Source organism: Enterobacter sp. BNK-14 (assembly GCF_047456095.1).
GTDB classification, from domain to species: Bacteria; Pseudomonadota; Gammaproteobacteria; order Enterobacterales; family Enterobacteriaceae; genus Enterobacter; species Enterobacter kobei.
The window spans coordinates 747,453-771,594 of sequence record NZ_CP179897.1 but is presented as its reverse complement, the minus strand read 5'-3'; the positions used below and the strand labels follow the sequence as shown (position 1 = coordinate 771,594).

Below are 24,142 nucleotides of genomic sequence, written 5' to 3'. Positions count from 1 at the left end.
ATCATCTGTCATATGAATGGCAGGTGAAGGAGGCATTAATCATACAAATAAAACCTAAAGACAAAAAAACCCGCCGCAGCGGGTTTTTCGGCCGTGTTCGATTAGTGTTCGAACATTGCAGAGATGGATTCTTCGTTGCTGATACGACGAATCGCTTCGGCCAGCATCCCGGACAGGGTCAAGGTACGCACGTTTGGCAGTGCCTTGATCTCGTCGCTCAGTGGGATGGTATCGCATACCACAACTTCGTCAATGACGGAGTTACGCAGGTTGTTTACCGCATTACCGGAGAAGATTGGGTGAGTTGCGTAAGCAAATACGCGTTTCGCACCACGTTCTTTCAGCGCTTCAGCGGCTTTACACAGCGTGCCACCGGTATCGATCATATCGTCAACCAGCACGCAGTCGCGGCCAGCAACGTCACCGATGATGTGCATCACCTGAGAAACGTTAGCGCGTGGACGACGTTTGTCGATGATCGCCATGTCGGTATCGTTCAGCAGCTTAGCGATAGCACGGGCACGTACCACGCCGCCGATGTCCGGAGAAACCACGATCGGGTTGTCCAGGTTCAGCTGCAGCATGTCTTCCAGCAGGATTGGGCTGCCGAATACGTTATCAACCGGGACGTCGAAGAAGCCCTGGATCTGCTCTGCGTGCAGGTCAACGGTCAGTACGCGGTCAACGCCGACGCTGGAGAGGAAATCAGCAACGACTTTAGCGGTAATTGGCACACGTGCGGAACGGACGCGACGGTCCTGACGGGCATAGCCGAAGTAAGGGATTACAGCAGTGATACGGCCTGCGGAAGCGCGACGCAGGGCGTCGACCATAACAACCAGTTCCATCAGGTTGTCATTCGTTGGAGCACAGGTGGACTGGATGATGAAAATATCACCACCGCGTACATTTTCGTTAATTTGTACGCTGACTTCGCCGTCGCTAAAGCGACCTACAGCGGCGTCGCCGAGGGAAGTGTACAGGCGGTTGGCAATACGTTGTGCTAGTTCCGGGGTGGCGTTACCAGCAAAAAGCTTCATATCAGGCACGAGAAGAACCTCAGGCATGCGTCCAGTGGTGGATAGCGTTCGCCGCAAACTGTGCGGGCCAGGCGAAGGCTATCCAGGCGGTGTATTAAAGAGCGCGATGCAACGTCTGGAACAGGGTGACGTTGTCACCGAAACTCAGTCTGCGCCAGAATGGCCTGCTGTAGGGGGGAGATGTTCATCCCACGCGCTACAAAACCATGCAGCCAATCCGGCGCTTGCTCAAGCACCTGACGAGCGGCGGATTCGGTGTCAAATTCAGCAAAGACACAGGCCCCTGTACCAGTCAGGCGCGACGGCGCGTATTCTAACAGCCAGGAAAGCACCGCATCAACCTCGCGAAAACGTTTTCTTGCGATATCCTCGCAATCGTTGCTGAATTCACAATTTAATAACGTTTCTATTGACCGAATCGGGGTATTTCTTTTCAGGTCAGGATCTTTAAAGATGACCGGGGTCGGAATGCTCACGCCGGGGTGAGCAACCAGATACCATTTTTCAGGCGGGTTGACCGGGGAGAGGATTTCCCCCACGCCCTCGGCAAAGGCCGCATGACCGCGAACAAACACCGGAACATCCGCGCCCAGTGTCAAGCCCAGGGCGGCCAGTTCGTCCTGCGACAGCCCGCTGCCCCAGAGGTGATTCAGGGCAACCAGCACCGTGGCGGCGTTAGATGAGCCGCCGCCCAGACCGCCGCCCATCGGCAGGCGCTTCTCTATACTGATGTCCGCACCGCTTCCCGCGGGCAGCCGCCCCGACTCCGCCGCCGCTTTCATCAGCAGGCGCGCGGCACGCACAATCAGGTTGTCTTCATGCGCCACGCCTTCGACCGGTGTCAGGAGACAAATCTGCCCGTCCTGACGCGGCTCAATGGCGATCGTGTCACCATAGTCAATAAACTGAAACAGCGTTTGCAGGGTATGGTAGCCGTCAGCACGCTGACCGGTGATATATAAAAACAGGTTCAGTTTTGCCGGAGAAGGCCAGTGGGTCATCATTTAACGATCCAGTTATCCATTTTGAGCTTGATGCGCTGGCTGCCCTGTGTCAGCTCCATATTTGATGGCAGCGATGGTTTACTCTTGCTGTCATAGTCGTTGTATACCACTTTCCAGGTTTTGCCATTCTGGGTGTAGTTGACCTGGCTCAGACGGTATTGATCGTCCAGGGTGTAGTCGGTGGCGTCACCCGGCAGGCCGAGGATCCACTGGCGCAGGCTGTTCAGCGGGATCGGCATCCCGGTCAGCTTGCCAATCATCTCTTCGGCATCGGTCGCGGTGTAGTGCTGGCCTTTATTGTCGGTGATCTGCGCTTCGCCCGGTTTGGCGATAAGCTCCAGTTCGGTGCTGCCGAGCGGGTTCAGCAGCAGCAGGCGATAGTTGTCCTGCCCGGTTTGCTGCCAGAAGAAACGCGCATACACTTTTTGTTCATCAGAGAGATAGGCGAAGGCGCCGCGGGTCTGATACTGGCTCAAATTGCGGACGTCCTGCTGGTGCTGACGCCACTGCGGTGAATCAGGGCTTTTGCCCGGGCCTTTTGGTTGGGTGACAGTACATGCGGTCAGAACCAGTGCCGCCAGAGGCAGCAGGCGAATCAGTCGGGTCATAATGAGGGCAAATCCTTGAGATACGTTGCAGTTATAACTGTTAATGCTAGCGTCCCGCAGTCCCACCGTCTACGTTCAAATTATCTCAAAGCAATGCGTAAGCTATTACTCCGAAAGGAGGCGGTCTCTTTTATTGATCTCGCGCATCCTGTATGATGCGTCCTGCTAACCTTATTAACGCTGGTACTACTCCCGCTCAACATGACCCTATTAGCACTCGGTATTAACCACAAAACGGCCCCGGTTTCGCTGCGAGAACGCGTTACGTTTTCGCCGGATACGCTTGACCTGGCGCTGGACAGCCTGCTTGCCCAACCGATGGTGCAAGGGGGCGTGGTGCTCTCGACGTGCAACCGTACCGAGCTGTATTTAAGCGTGGAAGAGCAGGATAACCTGCATGAAGCGCTGATCCGCTGGTTATGTGACTACCACAATCTCAACGAAGACGAGCTGCGTAATAGCCTGTACTGGCATCAGGATAATGATGCGGTAAGCCATCTGATGCGCGTCGCCAGCGGTCTGGATTCACTGGTGCTGGGCGAGCCGCAGATTCTCGGTCAGGTGAAAAAAGCCTTTGCGGATTCGCAAAAAGGGCATTTGAAGGCCAGTGAACTGGAGCGTATGTTCCAGAAGTCGTTCTCCGTGGCGAAGCGTGTGCGAACCGAAACCGACATTGGTGCCAGTGCGGTTTCTGTTGCTTTCGCAGCCTGCACCCTTGCACGTCAAATCTTTGAGTCCCTTTCCACCGTCACCGTGATGCTGGTGGGCGCGGGCGAAACCATCGAACTTGTGGCGCGCCATCTGCGCGAGCATAAAGTGAAAAAGATGATTATCGCGAACCGCACCCGCGAACGTGCGCAGGTTTTGGCGGATGAGGTGGGCGCAGAAGTGGTTGCGCTGAGCGACATCGATGAACGTCTGAAAGAGGCGGACATTATTATCAGTTCTACCGCCAGCCCCCTGCCAATCATCGGTAAAGGGATGGTGGAGCGCGCGCTGAAGTCGCGTCGAAATCAGCCGATGCTGTTGGTGGATATCGCCGTCCCGCGTGATGTTGAACCGGAAGTCGGTAAACTGGCGAACGCCTATCTTTACAGCGTTGACGACCTGCAAAGCATCATTTCGCACAACCTCGCTCAGCGTAAAGCGGCGGCGGTACAGGCGGAAACCATTGTTGAGCAGGAAACCAGCGAGTTTATGGCCTGGCTGCGCGCGCAAAGCGTCAGCGAGACCATCCGCGAGTATCGCGGGCAGGCGGAGCAGGTGCGTGATGACCTGACTGCCAAAGCGTTAGCGGCCCTTGAACAGGGCGGCGACGCACAGGCTATTATGCAGGATCTGGCGTGGAAACTGACCAACCGCCTGATCCATGCACCAACCAAATCTCTTCAACAGGCTGCCCGTGACGGGGATGATGAACGCCTGACTATTCTGCGCAACAGCCTCGGGCTGGAATAGCGCCCTATACCCATTTTCTAAGACAAGGTGCACTTACGCCTATGAAGCCTTCTATCGTCGCTAAACTGGAAGCTCTGCACGAGCGCCATGAAGAAGTCCAGGCGCTGCTCGGGGATGCCGGGACCATTGCGGACCAGGAACGTTTTCGCGCACTCTCGCGTGAGTACGCGCAGTTAAGTGATGTTTCTAAATGCTTTACCGACTGGCGACAGGTTCAGGAAGACATCGAAACCGCGCAGATGATGCTCGACGATCCTGAAATGCGCGAGATGGCGCAGGAAGAGTTACAGGATGCGAAAGCGCGTTCTGAAGAGATGGAGCAACAGCTTCAGGTGCTGCTGCTGCCAAAAGATCCGGACGACGAGCGTAACGCGTTTGTGGAAGTCCGCGCCGGTACCGGCGGTGATGAAGCGGCGCTGTTTGCCGGGGATCTGTTCCGCATGTACAGCCGCTACGCTGAATCGCGTCGCTGGCGCGTGGAAATCATGAGCGCTAACGACGGCGAGCATGGTGGCTATAAAGAGGTTATCGCCAAGATCAGCGGCGACGGCGTGTATGGTCGTCTGAAGTTTGAATCTGGCGGTCATCGCGTGCAGCGCGTGCCTGCTACGGAATCTCAGGGGCGTATTCATACCTCTGCCTGTACAGTGGCGGTGATGCCAGAGCTGCCGGAAGCGGAACTGCCGGACATCAACCCGGCGGACCTGCGCATCGACACTTTCCGCTCCTCTGGTGCGGGCGGCCAGCACGTTAACACCACCGATTCCGCTATCCGTATTACTCACCTGCCAACCGGTATTGTGGTGGAGTGTCAGGACGAGCGTTCGCAGCATAAAAACAAAGCCAAAGCCTTGTCCGTGCTGGGTGCGCGTATCCACGCGGCCGAAATGGCGAAACGCCAGCAGGCGGAAGCATCGACGCGTCGTAACCTGCTGGGCAGCGGCGATCGCAGCGACCGTAACCGTACCTACAACTTCCCGCAGGGCCGCGTGACCGACCACCGCATTAACCTGACGCTTTACCGTCTGGACGAGGTGATGGAAGGGAAGCTGGATATGCTGATTGAGCCTATCGTGCAGGAATACCAGGCCGACCAGCTGGCGGCGCTGTCCGAGCAGGAATAATGGATTTTCAGCGCTGGTTACGTGAGGCCGCCGGTGAGCTTTCCGCAAGCGAAAGCCCAAAACGCGACGCCGAAATTTTGCTGGAGCATGTAACGGGTAAAGCCCGTACGTATCTGCTGGCATTCGGTGAGACGCCACTGACCGCTGAGCAGCAAGCGCAGCTCGCTACGCTGCTTGCCCGCCGTAAAAACGGTGAGCCGGTGGCGCATCTTGTCGGTGAACGTGAGTTCTGGTCGCTCCCGCTTTATGTCTCAGCGGCAACGCTGATTCCGCGCCCGGATACCGAATGTCTGGTGGAGCAGGCGCTGGCGCGTTTGCCGGCTGCGGCCAGCCGCATTCTCGATCTCGGAACAGGAACGGGTGCTATTGCGCTGGCGCTTGCCAGCGAGCGTCCGGATTGCGATGTGACGGCAGTGGATGTGATGCCTGACGCGGTGACCCTGGCGCAGCGTAACGTGGCGCGTCTCGGGCTGACTAACGTGACCGTGCTGCAAAGCAGCTGGTTTAGCGCGCTGGAGACTCGCTCGTTCGAGATGATCGTCAGTAACCCGCCGTATATTGACGAACACGACCCGCACCTTGCGCAGGGCGATGTTCGTTTCGAGCCATTGACGGCGCTGGTTGCGGCTAACGCAGGGTTAGCCGATCTTGATCACATAGTGACAACGTCACGGCAACATTTACTTCCCGGCGGCTGGCTGCTGGTGGAACATGGCTGGACGCAGGGGGAAGCCGTACGTGCGCTGTTTACGCAAGCGGGTTATACCGCAGTGGAAACCTGCCGCGACTACGGCGGTAATGAACGGTTGACGCTAGGCCAGTGGGCGTGAAGCAAGGCTATCTGCCATTTACTGATAAAGGCGTAAGGCTGACTGAAAGGCGGTTTGGCGTTATCATCTACATTGTTTTGAGTTTTATCGCGCCCGGGGGTAGCTGTACGTTCGGGCGTTACTGGGGTAAGTCATGAAGTCCTTAGCCGATTTCGAATTTAATAAAGTGCCGCTTTGCGATGGCATGATCCTGATTTCGGAGATGATACGCGACGATTTTACGTCGCAGTACGTTTACGATGAACTGGAGAATCTGGTCAGCCTGGCGCGTGAAGAGATCAATCAGGCGCGCCCGCAGGACTGGCAATTAGAGAAGCTGCTTGAGCTTTTCTACGGCGAATGGGGTTTCTGCGACACGCGTGGCGTGTATCGCCTGTCTGACGCATTATGGCTGGACCAGGTCTTAAAAAATCGTCAGGGCAGCGCCGTTGCGCTGGGTTCTATTTTGCTGTGGGTCGCGCACCGTCTGGATATTCCACTGGTGCCGGTCATTTTCCCGACGCAGATGATCCTGCGGGCGGAGTGGCTGGACGGCGAGATGTGGCTCATTAATCCGTTTAACGGCGATACGCTGGATGAGCATACGCTGGACGTCTGGCTGAAAGGCAACATCAGCCCGGTCGCCGAGCTCTTTAACGAAGATCTCGACGAGGCCGATAACGCCGAAGTGATCCGCAAGCTGCTGGATACGCTGAAATCAGCGCTGATGGAAGAGCGTCAGATGGAGCTTGCCTTGCGTGCCAGCGAAGTGCTGCTGCAGTTTAATCCGGAAGATCCCTACGAAATTCGCGACCGCGGGCTTATCTATGCCCAGCTCGACTGCGAACACGTTGCGCTGAACGATCTGAGCTATTTCGTTGAGCAGTGCCCGGAAGATCCGATTAGCGAAATGATTCGCGCGCAGATCAACGCGATCTCGCACAAACAAATTACACTGCATTAATCTTAATTCCGATTCACACCTGAATAAGGCGATCCTATGAAACAAAAAGTGGTTAGCATTGGTGATATCAAGGTAGCAAACGACCTGCCGTTCGTGCTGTTTGGCGGTATGAACGTGCTGGAATCCCGCGATCTCGCCATGCGTATCTGCGAGCACTACGTGACCGTGACCCAGAAGCTGGGCATCCCGTACGTGTTTAAGGCCTCTTTTGACAAAGCCAACCGCTCCTCTATTCACTCTTACCGTGGCCCTGGCCTGGAAGAGGGCATGAAGATTTTCCAGGAGCTGAAACAGACGTTTGGCGTGAAAGTGATCACCGACGTGCATGAGTCCTGGCAGGCACAGCCTGTAGCGGACGTGGTAGACGTGATCCAGCTTCCGGCATTCCTGGCCCGTCAGACGGACCTGGTGGAAGCGATGGCGAAAACCGGCGCGGTCATCAACGTGAAAAAACCACAGTTCGTGAGCCCTGGCCAGATGGGGAACATTGTCGACAAGTTTATCGAAGGCGGCAATGACAAGGTTATCCTGTGCGACCGTGGTGCAAACTTCGGTTATGACAACCTGGTCGTGGATATGCTGGGCTTCAGCGTGATGAAGAACGTCTCTAACCAGTCTCCGGTGATCTTCGACGTGACTCACGCCCTGCAGTGCCGTGACCCATTTGGTGCCGCGTCTGGCGGTCGTCGTGCGCAGGTAACCGAGCTGGCGCGCGCCGGTATGGCAACGGGTCTGGCGGGTCTGTTCATTGAAGCGCACCCGGATCCGGCTAACGCGAAATGCGATGGTCCTTCCGCACTGCCGCTGGATAAGCTGGAGCCGTTCCTGAAGCAGATCAAAGCGATTGACGATCTGGTGAAGAACTTCGACGAGCTGGATACCAGCAACTAATAAAAAAACCCGCTTCGGCGGGTTTTTTTATAGGACATATTGCCGGGTGGCGCTGCGCTCACCCGGCCTACAAAACCTGTAGGCACTGCAAGCGAAGCGCCGCTGGGCAAAGAGGCTAGGCAAATATCGTCATCAGGTACGCCACAAACAGCGCCATATGTGCCGCGCCGTTCAGCACGTTGGTGCGTCCGGTGGAGAAGGAGATCTGGCACAGCAGCAGCGAGGCCACCATCACAATCATCTCCGGCGCGCCCAGCGCAAACTGCAGTTCGTTCCCCGTCATAAAGGCAATCAGGGTCACCACCGGTACGGTGAGTGATATGGTCGCCAACACGGAGCCGAAGAACAGGTTCATTGCACGCTGCACCTGATTGTTCAACACCGCTTTCAGCGCCCCCAGTCCTTCAGGGGACAGGATCAGCAGCGCCACCAGGAAACCGGTAAAGGCCACCGGGGCGTTCAGCTCGGTCAACAGCGTCTCCAGCGGGTTGGCATTCATTTTGGTGACCGCAATGACCGCAATCAGATGCACGATCAGCCAAACCGTGTGCCACACACTGCTGTGTGCTGACGGCTTACCGTGGTGCGGGTCATCGTCGTCGCCGTCATCTTCATGTTCGTATACAAACAGGCTCTGGTGCGTTTTGGTCTGAATCAGCAGGAACACGCCGTACATGGCTGCGGAAATCAGCGCGACCAGCAGCGCCTGACCGGTGGAGAAGTTTGCACCTGGCAGCGCCATCGGGAAGACCAGCACGATAATTGCCAGCGGGAAGAGGGCAATCAGGTACTGTTTAATACCAAACAGGTTCATGTACTGGGTCGCAAATTTACGCCCGCCCAGTAACAGCGAGAAGCCCACCAGGCCGCCTGTCACAATCATAATGATGGAGTAGAGGGTATCGCGCATCAGCGTCGGGGCAGCATCGCCGGTCGCCATAAGCGCGGAAATCAGGCTGACTTCGAGAATAACAACGGAAAGACTGAGAATTAACGAACCGTACGGCTCGCCCAGACGGTGGGCTAATACGTCCGCATGGCGAACGACGCTAAATGCGCTGGTTAAAATACCGACCAGGGCAAGAATATTGATACCAACCACCATTGGCAGTGACTGACTGCTTCCCCAGAAGAGCAGCACAGCCAGTGCCAGAACCGGGAAAATGAGTGACGTCTCCTTGTGGCGGGTCTTTACCGCCTCGTGTGTTGCTGTCATGTGCTTCTCCATCAATGCAGGTGCTTGTAATTATAGATAGATTTTAAGGAGATTAAATTAACAGAAATCTGTTAAATACCTTATATTTTTTACTTAATTTTACCCTTTGTGATGTTTTTCTTCTTTGAAGTCTATAATGCCATATCTCTCATAAATAAACATTAAATAACAACGAATTATAATTTTAATTTACTCATTAATTATTGTTGGGTGGCACCATGGCATATCGTCGTCCACACTTATCTCTTTACCGAAAAGAGAGGTTAGTGATGCCCTACAAAACGAAACGCGAATTACCTGATAACGTGAAAAATGTCCTGCCTGAACACGCGCAGGATATCTACAAGGAAGCGTTTAACAGCGCCTGGGATCAGTACAAAGATAAAGACGATCGCCGGGATGATGCCAGCCGGGAAGAGACGGCGCATAAGGTCGCCTGGGCCGCAGTTAAACATGACTACGAGAAAGGAGACGATGATAAATGGCATAAAAAGAAATAGCCGTGAAATAATTCGCTGCCTTCATTTTGACTTTTCAGGCGGTTGAACTTCCGTTGTATTGCAACTGGTCCGCTAATTGCTTATCGTTATTTCACTGCTGGCAAAATGACCAGAGAAAAAATGCCGGGAAGGCGCATTACAGATGTCGCAAGGAAGCATGCAGTGGCGGAGGTGTAAAGTGTTAACGCGTGATTTCTTAATTAAGGCAGATTGTAAGACGGCATTTGGTGCTATTGAGGAATCGCTTCTCTGGTCAGCTGAACAACGTGCGGCGTCGCTTGCTGCCACGCTTGCCTGCCGCCCGGATGATGGCCCGGTATGGATTTTTGGCTACGGTTCGCTGATGTGGAACCCGGCTCTGGAATTTGTCGAATCGGCAACGGGAACGCTGCCTGGCTGGCACCGCGCATTTTGTCTGCGCCTGACGGCCGGACGCGGCAGTGCGTGTCAGCCTGGTCGCATGCTTGCACTGAAAGAGGGCGGACGCACCACGGGCGTGGCGTATCGCCTCCCGGATGCCACGCTCGAAGAGGAGCTGACGCTGCTCTGGAAGCGCGAGATGATCACCGGCTGCTATATGCCGAGCTGGTGCAAGCTGGAGCTTGACGATGGACGTACCGTCAATGCGCTGGTGTTTATTATGGATCCACGCCATCCGCTGTATGAAGCGGATACCCGCACGCAGGTCATCGCCCCGTTAATTGCCGCCGCCAGCGGGCCGCTGGGCACCAACGCGCAGTATCTCTTCTCCCTCGATCAGGAGCTGACCCGCCTCGGCATGAAGGACGATTGTCTGAATGAGCTGGTGGTAAAGGTGAGGGCGCTGCTGGAAGGGAACCCTGTCAACAGCACGCTGCGACCGGGTTTTGCCTGATAATACGCCCGGCTGGCCGGGCGTTTACTCTTATGCTGCCACGTAGCTGACGGAATGCTCCAGCGACTGACTGTGGCTGTCGATCAGCACATCCCATGTGCCGGTATACGGCACGGTAAGCCACGCTTTATCATCCTGCACGGTCAGAATATCCGCCTGGGATTGCTTTTGCGCTTTTGAACTCATGAGATGTATGCGGCAGCGTTCTGAGCAACGCACCACTACCGTATCCCCGCCGAACAGTTTCAAACTTGTTTTTACCAGTGCCATTTTTTACCCCGTAGTCTTAAACAACGCTCTCCCTGCAGCCATATCCGAGCGTGATGTTGTTCACAATTCACTCGTTGCATAACACCAAAGGGGGAGAGTCGGGATGCTGATTTTGATCAAAAAATGGCATAACGATTAAACAAAAATGACAAAATTCCTCAAAAGTTAGGCTGGCGCGCGTTTTACCCGCGAAACGCGCGCCGGAGGAACATTAAATGCGGAAATGGCCGGCCGTTTCAGCAAGGTCGCCCGCCTGGCTCTGCAGGGCTCCTGCGGCGGCGGCGGACTGCACCACCAGCTCGGCGTTCTGCTGCACCATTCTGTCGAGATGGGTCACCGCATGGTTAATCTCATGGATGCCTTTCATCTGTTCGCTGGTGGCGATGGAGATTTCGCGCATGATGCCGGAGACGCTGCCGATGCTGGAGCGGATCTCATCCATGCTTTCACCGGCCAGATGCACATAGCGCGAACCAGTCGCCACGCTATCGGTGGTGGAATCAATCAGGGATTTGATCTCTTTCGCCGCCTGGGCGCTACGACTGGCGAGGTTACGCACTTCCCCGGCTACCACGGCAAATCCGCGGCCCTGCTCACCGGCACGCGCCGCCTCGACGGAGGCGTTCAGCGCCAGAATGTTGGTCTGGAAGGCGATACCGTCGATGACGCTGGTGATATCACCAATTTTTGCGGACGCCACTTCGATGGACTGCATCGTGCTGATGGCCTGAGAAACCACTTCACCACCGCGCGCGGCAGCCGCAGACGCTTTGCTTGCCTGATCGTTCGCTTCCGCTGCCGATTCATTCGATTGCGTGACGGAGGCGGTGATCTGCTCCACCGCGCTGGCGGTCTCGCGAAGGCTGGACGCCGCCTGCTCGGTACGCCCGGAAAGATCCTGGTTGCCAGCCGCAATTTCCTGCGCGGCATTTTTCACCGACGCGCTGGCGTCACGGAGTTGTACCATCACGACGGAAAGCTTGTCGCTGAAGGCATTAAAGGCCTGCGCAATTTGCGCCACTTCATCATTGCCGCTGTCCGGCAAACGCTGGGACAGATCGTTGGTCCCGTTGGCAATGTTATGCATCGCATCACGAATGTCAGACAAGCGTTTCAGCAGACGGGCAATCAGGACGTGAACAATGGCGCCGCTCAGGAGTGCCAGGATCACCAGCGAAATCGCCGACGATTTCAGCAGGGAACGCATGCCGGAGGTGGCATCGCTGTTGTCGAGCGCGACGACCAGCAGCCAGTTTGTGCCCGGCACGGCTGAGGCAATGAAGGTTTTGTCTACATCATTCAGGGTTCCGTCGACCGGATTACCGCGCTTCAGCGCCGCAAAGTCGATCCCTTTGATCGTCTCGGCAAACGGCTTCAGGGTCAAAGCCGGATCGTTGGCGGCAATCACGGTACCGTCACTGTTCAGGAGCAGCCCGCTGCTGGCGGGTGTTGGGTGGATGCCGCGCACGTTTGCCACGACGCTATCCATGGCGACATCGCCCGCCACCACCGCTTTCAGGACGCCATTTTCTTTCACCGGTACAGCAAACGTCACCACCAGCTTTCCGGTACCGGCATCAACATAGGGTGCGGTCACTACCGGGCCGTCCGTGCTCACCACCTGCTGATACCAGGGACGAATGGTCGGATCATAATCCGCCGGGACACCCGCAGGTTCAGAAAACTTCGCCGTCTTGCTCGCATAACCCACATAGACGTTAGTGAATCCCCCCGCCTGCGCCAGTTGTTTAAACACCGGAACCGGGTCGTCAGCCAGCGCGACGCTTTGTGCGGAGGTAATCACCGTCATTTTGCTTTTGGCCCAGTCGGCAATCGCCATGTTGTGGCTGGCGCTGGTACTGGTCAATATATCGCGCTGTGACTGCTGGTTATCCTGGCGCGTGACCTGGAAGTTAATAACGGTATTGAGAAGAAGGGCGACGACAAGGCAACCTGTCGTCGTGGCGATAATACGTGCGCGAATCGATCTGAACATAAGTGAAATACCTGCTGTGTTGTTTCCATGCCTATCGGCAACCCCGCAGGTAAACTTGATGCTGAAACCGCGTCCATAAGAAAATAATATTTTTACGGGATTATTATTAAAAAGTTAATACTTTATCTGCGGTCAGCGTCCATTCGGCCAGCTCAACCAGCGTCCCGATTTCTACGCCCTCTATCAGCGGCAGAGTGGTAATCCCGCGTCCGTCGGTACAGGTCTTGCACAGTTTCACCGGCACATTTTGCGCGGTCAGGATCTCCAGCATCTGCTGAATGTTATAGCCTTCTGCCGGCTTTTGGCCCTTCAGCCCGGCGGTGACGGCATCCGACATTAAAAAAATCTGTAATGCCAGGTCGCTCTCTTTTTCACGTAGCGCAATGGCCAGACGCAGGCTGTTAAAAAGAGATTCGCTGCCGTAGGCCGCCCCGTTGGCGACGATCACAATCTTCTGCATGTTGACTCCTGTTCTTATAAAGGCACGAATATTGCTTAGTTCTCCGGAGTTTCGCTGTCCGGGAGAGTAAGCATGACATTAATGGCTGGCATTTCGCCAGGTGCAACCGAATGGCTTCAGCGCGCGAGGCTGATGCGCCGGGAGCAGCTCAGCAAGCTGGCAGAGCTGAACGTGCTGGTGCACGGCATTAGCCAACTGGTCCATATGCTACAGTGCGAGCGCGGGGCATCCAACGTCTGGCTCTGTTCACAGGGTAAGCTCTACGCGCCTGAATGCAAAGCCAGCCGGGCGCTGGTAGACGAAAATCTTGCTGCGCTGAATACGATACTTGGCAAGCAGTCCCTCCTCCCGGGGAGCGCCGTCTGCGAACGTATCGGTAATGCACTGCATACGCTGGACACACTTCCCGCGCTGCGTGACGGGGTGAGTCAACAAACCCTGACGGCCCCGCAGGCCATGGAACATTACTCCCGCATGCTTCGCCATCTGCTCAGTATCGTGCCGCAACTCAATGACAGCATTGACGATCCGCAAATCGCGGGCCGGTTTGTCGCCCTTTACAGCCTGATGCAGGGCAAAGAGCTGGCGGGACAAGAGCGGGCCCTGGGGGCGATAGGCTTCACGCAGGGTTTTTTTGATGACGTTACCCGCCAGAGACTGGTAGATCGCATTGACGGGCAGCAAGCCTGCTTTGAGATCTTCCTCTCCCACAGTCAGGCTGACGTTCAGGCCACTTTCTCCCTCAACTGCCAGCCCGACCGTGAGACGGAGCAACTCCGGCGCGTGGCCTGTACCCGCCAGCCTGCCGCGGATAATGGCCATACCGCGCTGGCGTGGTTTGCGCTGCAGACGGCGCGGCTGGAGCATCTGCGCGCGCTGGAGGAGACAATCATCGCCGATCTGATGGTCGCGGTGGATGAGCGGATTCAGCGTGACGAGGTCTATCTGCATCCTGCAGATGAACTGGAGGACCCGCTGGCGCATTACCCGGATAAACCCCTGCTGCCTCTGGTTCGCCAGCAGGCGCGCGAGATTGAGCAGCTCTCCCGTCAGCTTGCGTCGCTGCGCGATACGCTTGAGGAGCGAAAAACCATTGATAAAGCAAAAAGCGTGCTGATGACCCACCAGAATATGAGTGAGGAGCAGGCCTGGACAACGCTGCGCAAAATGGCGATGGACAAGAATCAGCGCATGGTGGATATCGCCCGGGCGCTGCTTACGGTGAAAAGCGTGTGGCAGATAACCCCAAAGGAGTAGCTGCACAATCAGTGGGCATGTTGTGCCTGATTGGGGTGCGTAATGGCGAGCAAAACCCGGCTTTCGGCCCTGAAACAGGGTGTTCAAACCTGGCATTGACTTTGCATTATTGAATTAACCATTTTTGACGGTGCGCCAACGGCGGTGCATCAGTCTTCGGGATAAAGGCGTCCAGCGGTGCTTCGGCACTGTGGGCGCTTTTTTTTGGCTTTTTTTCAGGAGTGGTCATGGCGGATTTGTCGAGACGGCGGTTTTTGCAGGCCAGCATGCTGGCGAGTGGCGCAGTGTTATTACCGGGTGTCATGCAGGCTGCCTGGGCGGCAGGCTCGGATAAACCGGAGCAGGAGACGGTACGTATCGGGTTTATCCCGCTGACCGACTGTGCGCCGGTGGTTATCGCAGCCCTGAAAGGCTTTGATAAAAAATACGGTATCACCATCGTCCCCACCAAAGAGGCGAGCTGGGCAGCGGTACGCGACAAGCTGGTGGCGGGGGAGCTGGACGCCGCGCACATTCTTTACGGTCTGCTGTACGGGCTTGAACTGGGTATTGCAGGCAAGCCGCAGCAGATGGCAAACCTGATGACGCTTAACCAGAACGGTCAGGCCATTACGCTGTCCAGCGATCTGGCGGAGAAGGGGGTTCGCGATCTTGACGGGCTGAAAACGCTGGTCGGGCAGCAGGCGCCTGGCACTTACACTTTCGCGCACACCTTCCCGACCGGAACGCACGCCATGTGGCTTTACTACTGGCTGGCGAGCGCAGGCATTAACCCCTTCGATGACGTGCGCACGGTGGTGGTGCCGCCGCCGCAGATGGTGATGAACATGCGCATTGGCAACATGGTGGGCTTTTGCGTCGGTGAGCCGTGGAACGCGAGGGCGATTAACGACCGCATTGGCTTCACCGCTGCCACGTCGCAGTCCATCTGGGCAGATCATCCTGAAAAAATTCTCGGCACGCGTCGCGACTGGGTGGAGAAAAATCCGCACACCGCCCGGGCGCTGGTGAGCGCCGTGATGGAAGCCGCGCGCTGGATTGAGGCGTCCCCGGAAAACAAACGTGAAACCGCGCAGATCCTCTCGCGACGGGCGTGGCTCAACTGCAAAGAACAGTATCTCACCGGGCGAATGCTCGGGGAATACGACAACGGCCTGGGGCAGCGCTGGCAGGACGCGCACCCGATCCGTTTCTTCAACGAGGGTGCCGTCAGTTATCCGTACCTCTCCGACGGCATGTGGTTCTTAACCCAGTTCCGCCGCTGGGGCTTGCTTAAAGCCGCGCCGGATTACGTGGGTATTGCGCAGCGCATTAACCAGACCGCGGTCTGGCAGGATGCTGCCACCGCCGTCGGCGGACTCTCGACACCCTCATCACCGTATCGCAGCAGCACGCTGATGGACGGTACCGTCTGGAACGGAACCGATCCGGAAGGGTACGCCAACCGTTTTGCCATTCACCGTAAAGGGGCCTGATTATGCCGCATCTGCAAAACACAAAACCACAAGAGAAGCCTGAGAGCGGGGAGGTGATTGTCCTGCCACCGTTACAGGTTCGTCGTCGTACGCCTGCGTTGGCGCGTCGAATGAATGATGTTTTACAGCGCGTCATTCCGGCGTTTCTGGGGCTGGGGCTGCTGGTGGTGCTCTGGCAACTGGCGGCGATAAACAGCAAAGGCTTCCCGACGCCGCTCAGCACGCTCGACTCGGCCATAACCCTGTTCGCCGATCCGTTTTATCGCGACGGGCCAAACGATATGGGCATAGGCTGGAACGTGCTTGCGTCACTGCAGCGCGTCGCCATCGGCTTTGGTCTGGCAGCGCTGGCGGGGATTCCGCTGGGCTTTCTGATTGGCCGCTTCACCTTTTTCTCGCGCATGTTCAACCCGCTAATTGCCCTCCTGCGGCCGGTTAGCCCGCTGGCCTGGCTGCCCATCGGCCTGCTGCTGTTCCAGAAAGCGGAGCCAGCATCAAGCTGGACCATTTTTATCTGCTCCATCTGGCCGATGGTCATCAACACCGCGGAAGGGGTGCGCCGTATTCCACAGGACTACCTCAACGTCGCCCGGGTACTGCAACTCTCTGAGTGGACCATCATGCGCCGCATTCTCTTTCCTGCCGTGCTGCCTGCGGTGCTGACCGGGGTACGCCTCTCCATCGGTATTGCCTGGCTGGTGATTGTCGCCGCCGAGATGCTCACCGGAGGCTTAGGCATCGGCTTCTGGATCTGGAACGAGTGGAACAACCTCAACGTCGAAAACATTCTCATCGCCATCGTCATTATTGGCGTGGTCGGGTTGCTGCTGGAGCAGGGGCTGATGCTGATTGCCCGTCGCTTTAGCTGGCAGGAAAAATAAGGAGCGAAGATGAAACCATTAATTCAGGTCCAGGGCGTGAGCCAGCGCTTTTCTACTGCCTGCGGCGAGTTTCTGGCGCTGCAAAACGTTTCGTTTGATATTCACGAGGGCGAAACCGTCAGTTTGATCGGCCACTCCGGCTGCGGCAAATCGACGCTGCTGAACCTTATTGCCGGCATTACGCTGCCGACGGAAGGTGGGCTTATCTGCGACAACCGCGAAATTGCCGGGCCGGGCCCCGAGCGCGCGGTGGTGTTTCAGAACCATTCCCTGCTGCCATGGCTCACCTGCTTTGACAACGTCGCCCTGGCGGTGGATCAGGTGTTCCGTCACACCATGAGCAAGGCTGAGCGTAAAGCGTGGATCGAGCACAACCTCGACCGCGTGCAGATGGGGCATGCCTTGCATAAGCGCCCGGGGGAGATCTCCGGCGGCATGAAGCAGCGCGTGGGCATCGCCCGCGCGCTGGCGATGAAGCCAAAAGTGCTGCTGATGGATGAACCGTTCGGCGCGCTGGATGCGCTGACGCGAGCCCATCTGCAGGACTCGGTGATGCAGATCCAGCAGGCATTGAACACCACTATCGTGCTGATCACCCACGACGTAGATGAGGCAGTACTGCTTTCCGATCGCGTGCTGATGATGACCAACGGTCCGGCGGCGACCGTCGGAGAGATCCTGCGCGTTGATCTGCCGCGTCCGCGCAACCGGGTTCAGCTGGCGGACGACAGCCGCTACCACCACATGCGTCAGCAGATCCTCCATTTCCTCTACGAAAAACAGCCGAAAGCGGCGTAACGAGGGGGCTTTGATGCGACTGGTCATTATCGGGAATGGAATGGCGGCCACCCGGCTGATTGACGGGCTAACCGGGCGGGCCTCGGGTCGTTTTGCTATCACCGTCGTCGGTGATGAGCCTGAGCATGCCTATAACCGCATTCAGCTTTCGCCGGTGCTGGGGGGCGAGAAAGCGGCAGCGGATATCTGTCTTCAGGATGAGGACTGGTACCGGGTACGTGGCGTTACGGTGCTGCGGGGCGAAAGGGCGCTTGCCGTGGACGTGGTCTCACGGGAAGTGCGAACCGCCACCCGCACGCTAGGCTGGGATGCCCTGGTATTTGCCACCGGTTCAACGCCTTTTGTTCCGCCGATCCCCGGCGGTGATGCGCCTCAGGTGTTCACGTTCCGCACCCTGGAGGATACCTGCGCCATTCAGGCAGTTTCCGGTCCGGCGGTGGTGCTGGGGGGCGGCGTGCTTGGGGTTGAGACTGCGGCAGCACTGGCACGCTCAGGTGACAACGTCACGCTCGTTCATCGCGGTCCGTGGCTGATGGAACAACAGCTGGATCAACAGGCTGGCGCGCTGCTGGAGGAGGCGCTGGCGGAACGGGGCGTGCGCTGTGAGCTTGCCTCCGGCATCTCGGCGATTAACGACAATACCGTGACGTTGCTCAATGGACGCAGTCTTGCTGCGACGCGCGTGGTGCTGGCGACCGGCGTGCAGCCCAACATTGGCCTGGCAAAGGCCAGCGGCCTTCATTGCGCGCGCGGGATTGTGGTGAATCACCAGATGCAGACCTCCGCGCCGGACATCTATGCCATTGGCGAGTGCTGCGAAATTGATGGCCAGACGTTTGGCCTGGTCGCCCCCTGTCTGGCGCAGGCCGATATCCTCACCGCACGGCTGGCGGGCGACACCACTGCGCCGTTTACCCTCACCGACAACGGTGTGCGCCTCAAGGTGACCGGCGTGGAGCTGTTCAGCCTGGGTCGCGCGGCGGAGCAGGAGGGCGACGTGGTCTGGCGTTCATGGGATCCGCTGACGCGTCACTATCGTCGCTTACTGATCCATCAGGGGACGCTGGCTGGCGTGCTGCTGATGGGAGATTGCCGCCACGCGGCGACATTTACCGATTTACTGGCAACGGCTGCGCCCGCACACGCGGACTGGCTGTTCGATCGATTCACTACGCAACCGCAGGTTGCAGGACAGAACGCTATGACAAAACCTACTCTGGTGGTGGTTGGGCACGGTATGGTCGGCCATCATTTTCTCGAAGATTGCGTTAACCGCAACTTACATCAGCAGTATCAGATCGTGGTCTTTGGTGAAGAGCGCTATGCCGCCTATGACCGGGTGCATCTGTCCGAGTATTTTGGCGGCCGCAGTGCGGATTCGCTCTCGCTGGTGGCAGGGGACTTTTTTGCTGATAACGACATTGAGCTGCGCCTGTCGCAGCAGATTGTCGCCATTGACCGCGACGCGCGCGTGGTGCGTACCGCCAGTGGGCATGAAACGCACTGGGATAAACTGGTGCTGGCGACCGGCTCATACCCGTTTGTCCCGCCGGTACCGGGTAACGATCTGCCGGGCTGTTTTGTCTACCGCACGCTCGACGATCTCGACAACATTGCGGCCCATGCGGCGGGTGCGCGTCGCGGGGTCGTCATCGGCGGCGGGCTGCTGGGGCTGGAGGCAGCAAACGCCCTGAAACAACTCGGGCTCGATACTCACGTGGTGGAGTTTGCGCCCAATCTGATGGCGGTTCAGCTCGATAACGACGGCGCGTCGATGCTGCGCAAGAAAATCGAGGCGCTGGGCGTGGGCGTTCACACCGCTAAAGCCACCACGGAAATTGCGTCGACGGATGACGGGCTGGTGCTGCGCTTTGCCGATGGCGAAGCGCTGGAAACGGACCTGGTGGTCTTTTCTGCCGGTATCCGTCCGCAGGACGCGCTGGCGCGCAGCAGCGGGCTGGCTATCGGCGAGCGCGGCGGGATCTGCATTGACGATGGCTGCCAGACTTCCGACCATGACGTGTTTGCCATTGGCGAATGCGCGTTGTGGGAAGGGAAAATCTTTGGACTGGTTGCCCCGGGCTACCAGATGGCACGCGTGGCCGCCGCCGCGCTGGCAGGGGAGGATAAAACCTTCACCGGCGCGGATATGAGCACCAAACTCAAGCTGCTGGGCGTGGATGTGGCGTCGTTTGGCGACGCTCACGGGCGCACGCCGGGGGCGCTGAGCTACCAGTGGACGCACGGCCCGCAGCAAATCTACAAGAAAATCGTGGTCAGCCACGACAGCAAAACGCTGCTCGGCGGCGTGCTGGTGGGGGACGCCAGCGAATACGCCACGCTGGTGCAGATGATGCTCAATGGAATCAGCCTGCCGAAAGCGCCGGAAACCCTGATATTACCCGCATCCTCAGGCAGCGCGCCAAAAGCGCTGGGCGTGGCGGCGCTGCCGGAAAGTGCGCAGATCTGTTCGTGTCATAACGTCAGCAAGGGCGATATTTGCCAGGCCGTGAGCGCGGGCGCAACGGATATCGGTGCCATCAAACAGTGCACTAAAGCGGCGACCGGTTGCGGGGGCTGTAGTGCGCTGGTGAAGCAGGTGATGGAGTTTCAGCTTGCTGAACAGGGCGTGGAGGTGAAAAAGGATATCTGTGAACACTTCCCCTGGTCACGCCAGGAAATTTACCACCTGGTGCGCGTCAACCATATCCGCACCTTTGACCAGCTCATCAGCCGCTACGGTCAGGGACACGGGTGCGAAATCTGTAAGCCGCTGGTCGGGTCCGTGCTGGCTTCCTGCTGGAACGAGTATCTGCTTAAACCGACGCATCTGCCGCTGCAGGACACCAACGACCGTTACTTTGCCAATATTCAGAAGGACGGAACCTATTCCATCGTGCCGCGTATGCCCGCCGGGGAAGTGACCGCCGACGGGCTGATCGCCATCGGCCAGATTGCAAAGCGCTATAGCCTTTACAGCAAAATCACTGGCGGGCAGCGTATTGACCTCTTTGGCGCCACTCTGGAACAGCTACCGGAGATCTGGCAGGCGCTGGTGGAAGCCGGATTTGAGACCGGCCACGCTTACGGGAAATCTCTGCGCACGGTGAAATCCTGCGTTGGGTCGACCTGGTGCCGCTATGGCGTGCAGGACTCCACCGGCCTCGCGGTCAAACTGGAGCACCGTTACAAAGGCCTGCGCGCGCCGCACAAAATCAAAATGGCGGTTTCCGGCTGTACCCGCGAGTGTGCCGAGGCGCAGAGCAAAGACGTGGGCGTCATTGCCACCGATAAAGGCTGGAACCTCTACCTGTGCGGCAACGGCGGCATGAAGCCGCGCCATGCGGATCTTTTCGCCAGCGATCTGGACGATGAAACGCTGATCCGTACCGTTGACCGGTTCCTGATGTTCTACATCCGCACGGCGGATCGCCTGCAGCGCACCAGCACCTGGATGGACAACCTGGAAGGCGGCCTCGACTATCTGCGCGAGGTGATCCTCGAGGACAGTCTGGGTATTGCCGACGAACTGGAGCAGGAGATGGCCCGGGTGGTAGAAACCTACCAGTGCGAATGGCAGACCACGCTCAACGATCCCAACCGTCTGGCGCTGTTCCGCACCGCTGTGAACGACACTGCCGCAGAGCAAGGCAAACGCTGGCAGGAAATCTGCGGTATCGAGGATATCCCCGAACAGGCGGGCATTGGCGCGCGTCTTGGTCACAATGCGATTGCGCTGTTCCGCTTTGGCAAAACCGTTTATGCCCTCGACGACCTGGAGCCAGGAAGCCGTGCGAACGTGCTTTCTCGCGGCATTCTTGGCGATGCGGCGGGGGAGCCGGTGGTGATCTCTCCGCTTTATAAACAGCGCATTCGTCTGCGCGATGGCTGTCAGGTTGAAAATGGTGAGCCTGCGGTACGCGCCTGGCCGGTGAAAATTGAAAACGGCAAAGTGTGGGTCGGTAACGATGCCCTGGTCATGCGTGCGGAGGCTTCATGACAGAAACCCGGACAACATGCCCCTACTGCGGGGTGGGCTGCGGCGTGGTCGCCCGCGTGGAAGGCGGCGTGGTCAGCGTTCGGGGAGATGAAACCCATCCGGCGAATTTTGGTCGCCTGTGCGTGAAAGGGGCCGCCCTGGGGGAGACAACCGATTTACAGGGGCGGCTTTTGCGCCCGGTCCTTGACGGTAATGAGGTGGACTGGACGCAGGCACTGGAGGCGGCAGGTGAACGGCTCCAGCTCATTATCGACACATGGGGGCCGCAGGCGGTGGCGTTCTACGCGTCCGGCCAGCTGTTAACCGAGGATTACTACGCCGCTAACAAGCTGATGAAGGGGTTTATCGGGGCGGCGAACATTGATACCAACTCCCGGCTCTGCATGTCGTCAGCGGTGGTGGGTTATAAACGTGCCTTCGGTGAGGACGTGGTGCCGTGCAGTTACGAGGACGTGGAGAACAGCGATCTGGTGGTACTGGTGGGCTCGAATGCCGCCTGGACGCACCCTGTTCTGTACCAGCGGCTGGTGCAGGCAAAGCAAACCAATCCGCAGATGAAGGTGGTGGTGATTGACCCGCGTGAAACGGCTACCTGTGATATCGCTGACCTGCATCTGGCGCTAAAACCCGGCAGCGATGCGGGGCTGTTTGTGGGGTTGCTCAATGTGATCCAGGGAACCGACGCGTGGCCGATGGCCCGCGTGGCGGCGTTTTGCGACCTTCCTGTGCAGGATATTGGTGTGTTTTATGACTGGTTTGTCACCGCGCCACGCGCGATCACGCTCTACACCATGGGGATCAATCAGTCATCGAGCGGTAGCGACAAGTGTAACGCCATCATCAACGTCCATCTTGCCAGCGGAAAATTCAACCGCCCGGGCTGCGGTCCGTTTTCGCTGACCGGACAGCCAAACGCCATGGGCGGACGAGAAGTGGGCGGGCTGGCAAATCAGCTGGCGGCGCACATGAGCTTTGAGCCGGACGACCTTTCGCGGGTGGCGCGTTTCTGGGGAACGGAAAGGCTGGCGCAGACGCCAGGCCTGATGGCGGTTGAACTGTTCGATGCCATTGCCCGTGGCGAAGTGAAGGCGGTGTGGATCATGGGCACCAACCCAGCGGTCTCGCTGCCGGACAGTCACGCCGTATGTCAGGCGCTGGCAGGCTGCCCGCTGGTGATTGTTTCTGAGGTCATGAACGATACCGACACCAGCCGGTTCGCCCATATCCGTTTTCCGGCGCTGGCCTGGGGGGAGAAGGACGGCACTGTGACCAATTCCGAGCGGCGTATTTCGCGCCAGCGCGCCTTTCTGCCTGCCCCGGGAGAGGCAAAACCGGACTGGTGGATCGTCGCGCAGATTGCAAAACGGCTGGGGCACGGCGATGCCTTTGCCTGGCAACATCCGCACGAGATTTTTTGCGAGCACGCGGCGCTGACGGCCTTTGAAAATGACGGCACGCGGGCATTGAACCTGCATGACCTGGCTGAACTTACCCGCGAAGCGTGGGAGCGGCTGGAGCCGTATCAGTGGTCAACGGGGGATTTTCCGCGTCGAAACCTGGTGCCGGTCGATCCGGTCCAGCACGGTGCGGCGGTCAGCACGCTGTACCCGGTGATCCTCAATACCGGACGCATCCGCGATCAATGGCACACCATGACCCGGACGGGGTATATGTCCCGGCTGATGCAGCATATCGCGGAGCCGTTTGTTGAGGTCTGCGCCAGCGATGCCGTGCGGTTCTCGTTGTGTGATGGCCAGCTGGCGCGGATCAGTTCGCCGCGCGGCGTGATGGTCGCCAGAGTGCGAGTCAACCGCGGCATCCGGCAAGGCGAGGCGTTTGCCCCGATGCACTGGAACGCCGTGTTTGCCCGTCAGGGAAAGGTGAATGCGCTGGTGGAAGGGCGCTGCGATCCGGCGTCTGGCCAGCCGGAGAGCAAACAAACCGCCGTTCGGATCATGCCCTGGCTGCCCGTCTGGCAAGGGGTGCTCTATACCCACGAACAGCCGGCGTTACCATCCTGGGTTCACTGGTGGCGTAAAGCCTCGCATCTGACGGTATCAGGAGATAAACCGTTGCTGTCGTGGGTCATGAACTACGCCAGCAGCCGGGGCTGGCAGTTACAGGTTGCTCAAACCGGCGAACGCAGTAGCGTGCTGGCCTGGCATGAAGGTCAGCTGATGCTCGGCTTCTGGGAAGGCACCACGTTACCGGAGCTGGTACACCCGATCATTGACGCTGCTTTTCGCTCCCCCCCACGACGCCTGCAGAGCGTCATGCGCTGCTGAACGGGCAGGGTGTGGAGGAGACGGTGGATCCGGGACGCATTATCTGTAGCTGCTTCAGCGTCGGAGAAAATGCGATTCGGGAGGCGATAGCCGGAGGGTGTGAAAGCGTCGCCGCGCTGGGGGCAACGTTACGGTGCGGCACGAACTGTGGCTCCTGCGTTTCGGAGTTGAAAGGACTGTTTGGATAATGGTGTAAGGGCGTCGGGTGGCGGAGCCGCCACCCGACAATCAG

General features: G+C 58.0%; 20 protein-coding genes and 2 pseudogenes. 14 read left to right on the top strand and 8 right to left on the bottom strand.

The genetic code is table 11. The annotated features are described in order from the left end of the window. Positions 1-101: 101 nt before the first annotated feature. The 3 genes from prs to lolB form a co-directional block, all read right to left on the bottom strand. The gene (gene prs, locus ACMGGM_RS03715; RefSeq protein WP_003856663.1) at positions 102-1,049 is read right to left on the bottom strand and encodes a ribose-phosphate diphosphokinase; all 948 of its coding nucleotides are present in this window, start codon (positions 1,047-1,049) and stop codon (positions 102-104) included. 125 nt (positions 1,050-1,174) lie between these two features. Beyond that, positions 1,175-2,044, bottom strand: a complete 870-nt coding sequence (gene ispE / locus ACMGGM_RS03710; RefSeq protein ID WP_045134150.1) for a 4-(cytidine 5'-diphospho)-2-C-methyl-D-erythritol kinase — start codon at positions 2,042-2,044, stop codon at positions 1,175-1,177. Then, positions 2,041-2,652 (bottom strand): lipoprotein insertase outer membrane protein LolB, encoded by a 612-nt coding sequence (gene lolB, locus ACMGGM_RS03705; RefSeq protein WP_014884196.1) that lies wholly within the window; start codon positions 2,650-2,652, stop codon positions 2,041-2,043. The genes ispE and lolB overlap by 4 nt, the downstream gene beginning before the upstream one ends. 201 nt (positions 2,653-2,853) lie before the next feature. Here lolB and hemA point away from each other — a divergent pair, with 201 nt between their 5' ends. From hemA to kdsA, 6 genes and pseudogenes are all read left to right on the top strand, one after another. Beyond that, on the top strand, positions 2,854-4,110 hold the full coding sequence (hemA, locus tag ACMGGM_RS03700; protein WP_008499512.1) for a glutamyl-tRNA reductase: 1,257 nt from the start codon (positions 2,854-2,856) through the stop codon (positions 4,108-4,110). 41 nt (positions 4,111-4,151) lie between these two features. Further along, complete coding sequence (prfA, locus tag ACMGGM_RS03695) at positions 4,152-5,234, top strand: peptide chain release factor 1 (protein WP_014884195.1); 1,083 nt, start codon at positions 4,152-4,154, stop codon at positions 5,232-5,234. Next, positions 5,234-6,064 carry a peptide chain release factor N(5)-glutamine methyltransferase gene (gene prmC, locus ACMGGM_RS03690; RefSeq protein WP_014884194.1) on the top strand — a complete coding sequence of 277 codons (831 nt, stop codon included), beginning with the start codon at positions 5,234-5,236 and terminating at the stop codon, positions 6,062-6,064. The genes prfA and prmC overlap by 1 nt, the downstream gene beginning before the upstream one ends. A gap of 8 nt (positions 6,065-6,072) precedes the next feature. Then, a pseudogene (locus ACMGGM_RS03685) lies at positions 6,073-6,162 on the top strand (siroheme synthase); the annotation flags it as partial. 35 nt (positions 6,163-6,197) lie between these two features. Further along, positions 6,198-7,007 carry an invasion regulator SirB1 gene (sirB1, locus tag ACMGGM_RS03680; RefSeq protein ID WP_008499515.1) on the top strand — a complete coding sequence of 270 codons (810 nt, stop codon included), beginning with the start codon at positions 6,198-6,200 and terminating at the stop codon, positions 7,005-7,007. 36 nt (positions 7,008-7,043) lie between these two features. Beyond that, positions 7,044-7,898, top strand: coding sequence for a 3-deoxy-8-phosphooctulonate synthase (gene kdsA / locus ACMGGM_RS03675; RefSeq protein WP_014884193.1), 855 nt, complete (start codon positions 7,044-7,046; stop codon positions 7,896-7,898). A 115-nt stretch (positions 7,899-8,013) separates the two neighbouring features. On the opposite strand, the gene chaA is transcribed toward kdsA, so the two are convergent. Beyond that, positions 8,014-9,114 carry a sodium-potassium/proton antiporter ChaA gene (gene chaA / locus ACMGGM_RS03670; protein WP_063943239.1) on the bottom strand — a complete coding sequence of 367 codons (1,101 nt, stop codon included), beginning with the start codon at positions 9,112-9,114 and terminating at the stop codon, positions 8,014-8,016. Between the two features lie 269 nt (positions 9,115-9,383). On the opposite strand from chaA, the gene chaB reads away from it, so the two are divergent. Continuing rightward, complete coding sequence (chaB, locus tag ACMGGM_RS03665) at positions 9,384-9,614, top strand: putative cation transport regulator ChaB (protein ID WP_014884191.1); 231 nt, start codon at positions 9,384-9,386, stop codon at positions 9,612-9,614. A 178-nt stretch (positions 9,615-9,792) separates the two neighbouring features. Next, a complete protein-coding gene (locus ACMGGM_RS03660) occupies positions 9,793-10,488 on the top strand; it encodes a gamma-glutamylcyclotransferase (RefSeq protein ID WP_063943237.1) in 696 nt (231 codons plus the stop codon). A gap of 30 nt (positions 10,489-10,518) precedes the next feature. Here the strand turns inward: ACMGGM_RS03660 and ACMGGM_RS03655 are convergent, their stop codons facing one another. The 3 genes from ACMGGM_RS03655 to ACMGGM_RS03645 form a co-directional block, all read right to left on the bottom strand. Next, entirely contained in the window at positions 10,519-10,758 is a 240-nt protein-coding gene (locus ACMGGM_RS03655) for a DUF1883 domain-containing protein (RefSeq protein WP_010432930.1), read from the bottom strand. A 211-nt stretch (positions 10,759-10,969) separates the two neighbouring features. Further along, complete coding sequence (locus ACMGGM_RS03650; RefSeq protein ID WP_063943235.1) at positions 10,970-12,754, bottom strand: methyl-accepting chemotaxis protein; 1,785 nt, start codon at positions 12,752-12,754, stop codon at positions 10,970-10,972. A 106-nt stretch (positions 12,755-12,860) separates the two neighbouring features. After that, positions 12,861-13,214, bottom strand: a complete 354-nt coding sequence (locus tag ACMGGM_RS03645; RefSeq protein ID WP_014884187.1) for a DsrE/DsrF/TusD sulfur relay family protein — start codon at positions 13,212-13,214, stop codon at positions 12,861-12,863. Between the two features lie 72 nt (positions 13,215-13,286). On the opposite strand from ACMGGM_RS03645, the gene nasR reads away from it, so the two are divergent. Further along, positions 13,287-14,471 (top strand): nitrate regulatory protein NasR, encoded by a 1,185-nt coding sequence (gene nasR, locus ACMGGM_RS03640; protein WP_014884186.1) that lies wholly within the window; start codon positions 13,287-13,289, stop codon positions 14,469-14,471. 106 nt (positions 14,472-14,577) lie between these two features. Here nasR and ACMGGM_RS03635 read toward each other — a convergent pair whose 3' ends face one another. Continuing rightward, positions 14,578-14,700 (bottom strand): hypothetical protein, encoded by a 123-nt coding sequence (locus ACMGGM_RS03635; RefSeq protein WP_255343926.1) that lies wholly within the window; start codon positions 14,698-14,700, stop codon positions 14,578-14,580. Between ACMGGM_RS03635 and ACMGGM_RS03630 the strand changes: the two genes are divergently transcribed. From ACMGGM_RS03630 to ACMGGM_RS03610, 5 genes and pseudogenes are all read left to right on the top strand, one after another. Beyond that, entirely contained in the window at positions 14,699-15,946 is a 1,248-nt protein-coding gene (locus ACMGGM_RS03630; RefSeq protein ID WP_023330586.1) for a CmpA/NrtA family ABC transporter substrate-binding protein, read from the top strand. The genes ACMGGM_RS03635 and ACMGGM_RS03630 overlap by 2 nt on opposite strands. A gap of 2 nt (positions 15,947-15,948) precedes the next feature. Then, positions 15,949-16,827 (top strand): nitrate ABC transporter permease, encoded by an 879-nt coding sequence (gene ntrB, locus ACMGGM_RS03625; protein WP_014884183.1) that lies wholly within the window; start codon positions 15,949-15,951, stop codon positions 16,825-16,827. 9 nt (positions 16,828-16,836) lie between these two features. After that, on the top strand, positions 16,837-17,625 hold the full coding sequence (locus ACMGGM_RS03620; protein ID WP_063943233.1) for an ABC transporter ATP-binding protein: 789 nt from the start codon (positions 16,837-16,839) through the stop codon (positions 17,623-17,625). A gap of 13 nt (positions 17,626-17,638) precedes the next feature. Next, positions 17,639-21,625 (top strand): nitrite reductase large subunit NirB, encoded by a 3,987-nt coding sequence (nirB, locus tag ACMGGM_RS03615; protein WP_074171529.1) that lies wholly within the window; start codon positions 17,639-17,641, stop codon positions 21,623-21,625. Further along, positions 21,622-24,098 (top strand): annotated as a pseudogene (locus ACMGGM_RS03610) (molybdopterin-dependent oxidoreductase). Before nirB ends, ACMGGM_RS03610 begins: the two are co-directional and overlap by 4 nt. Positions 24,099-24,142: the final 44 nt, after the last annotated feature.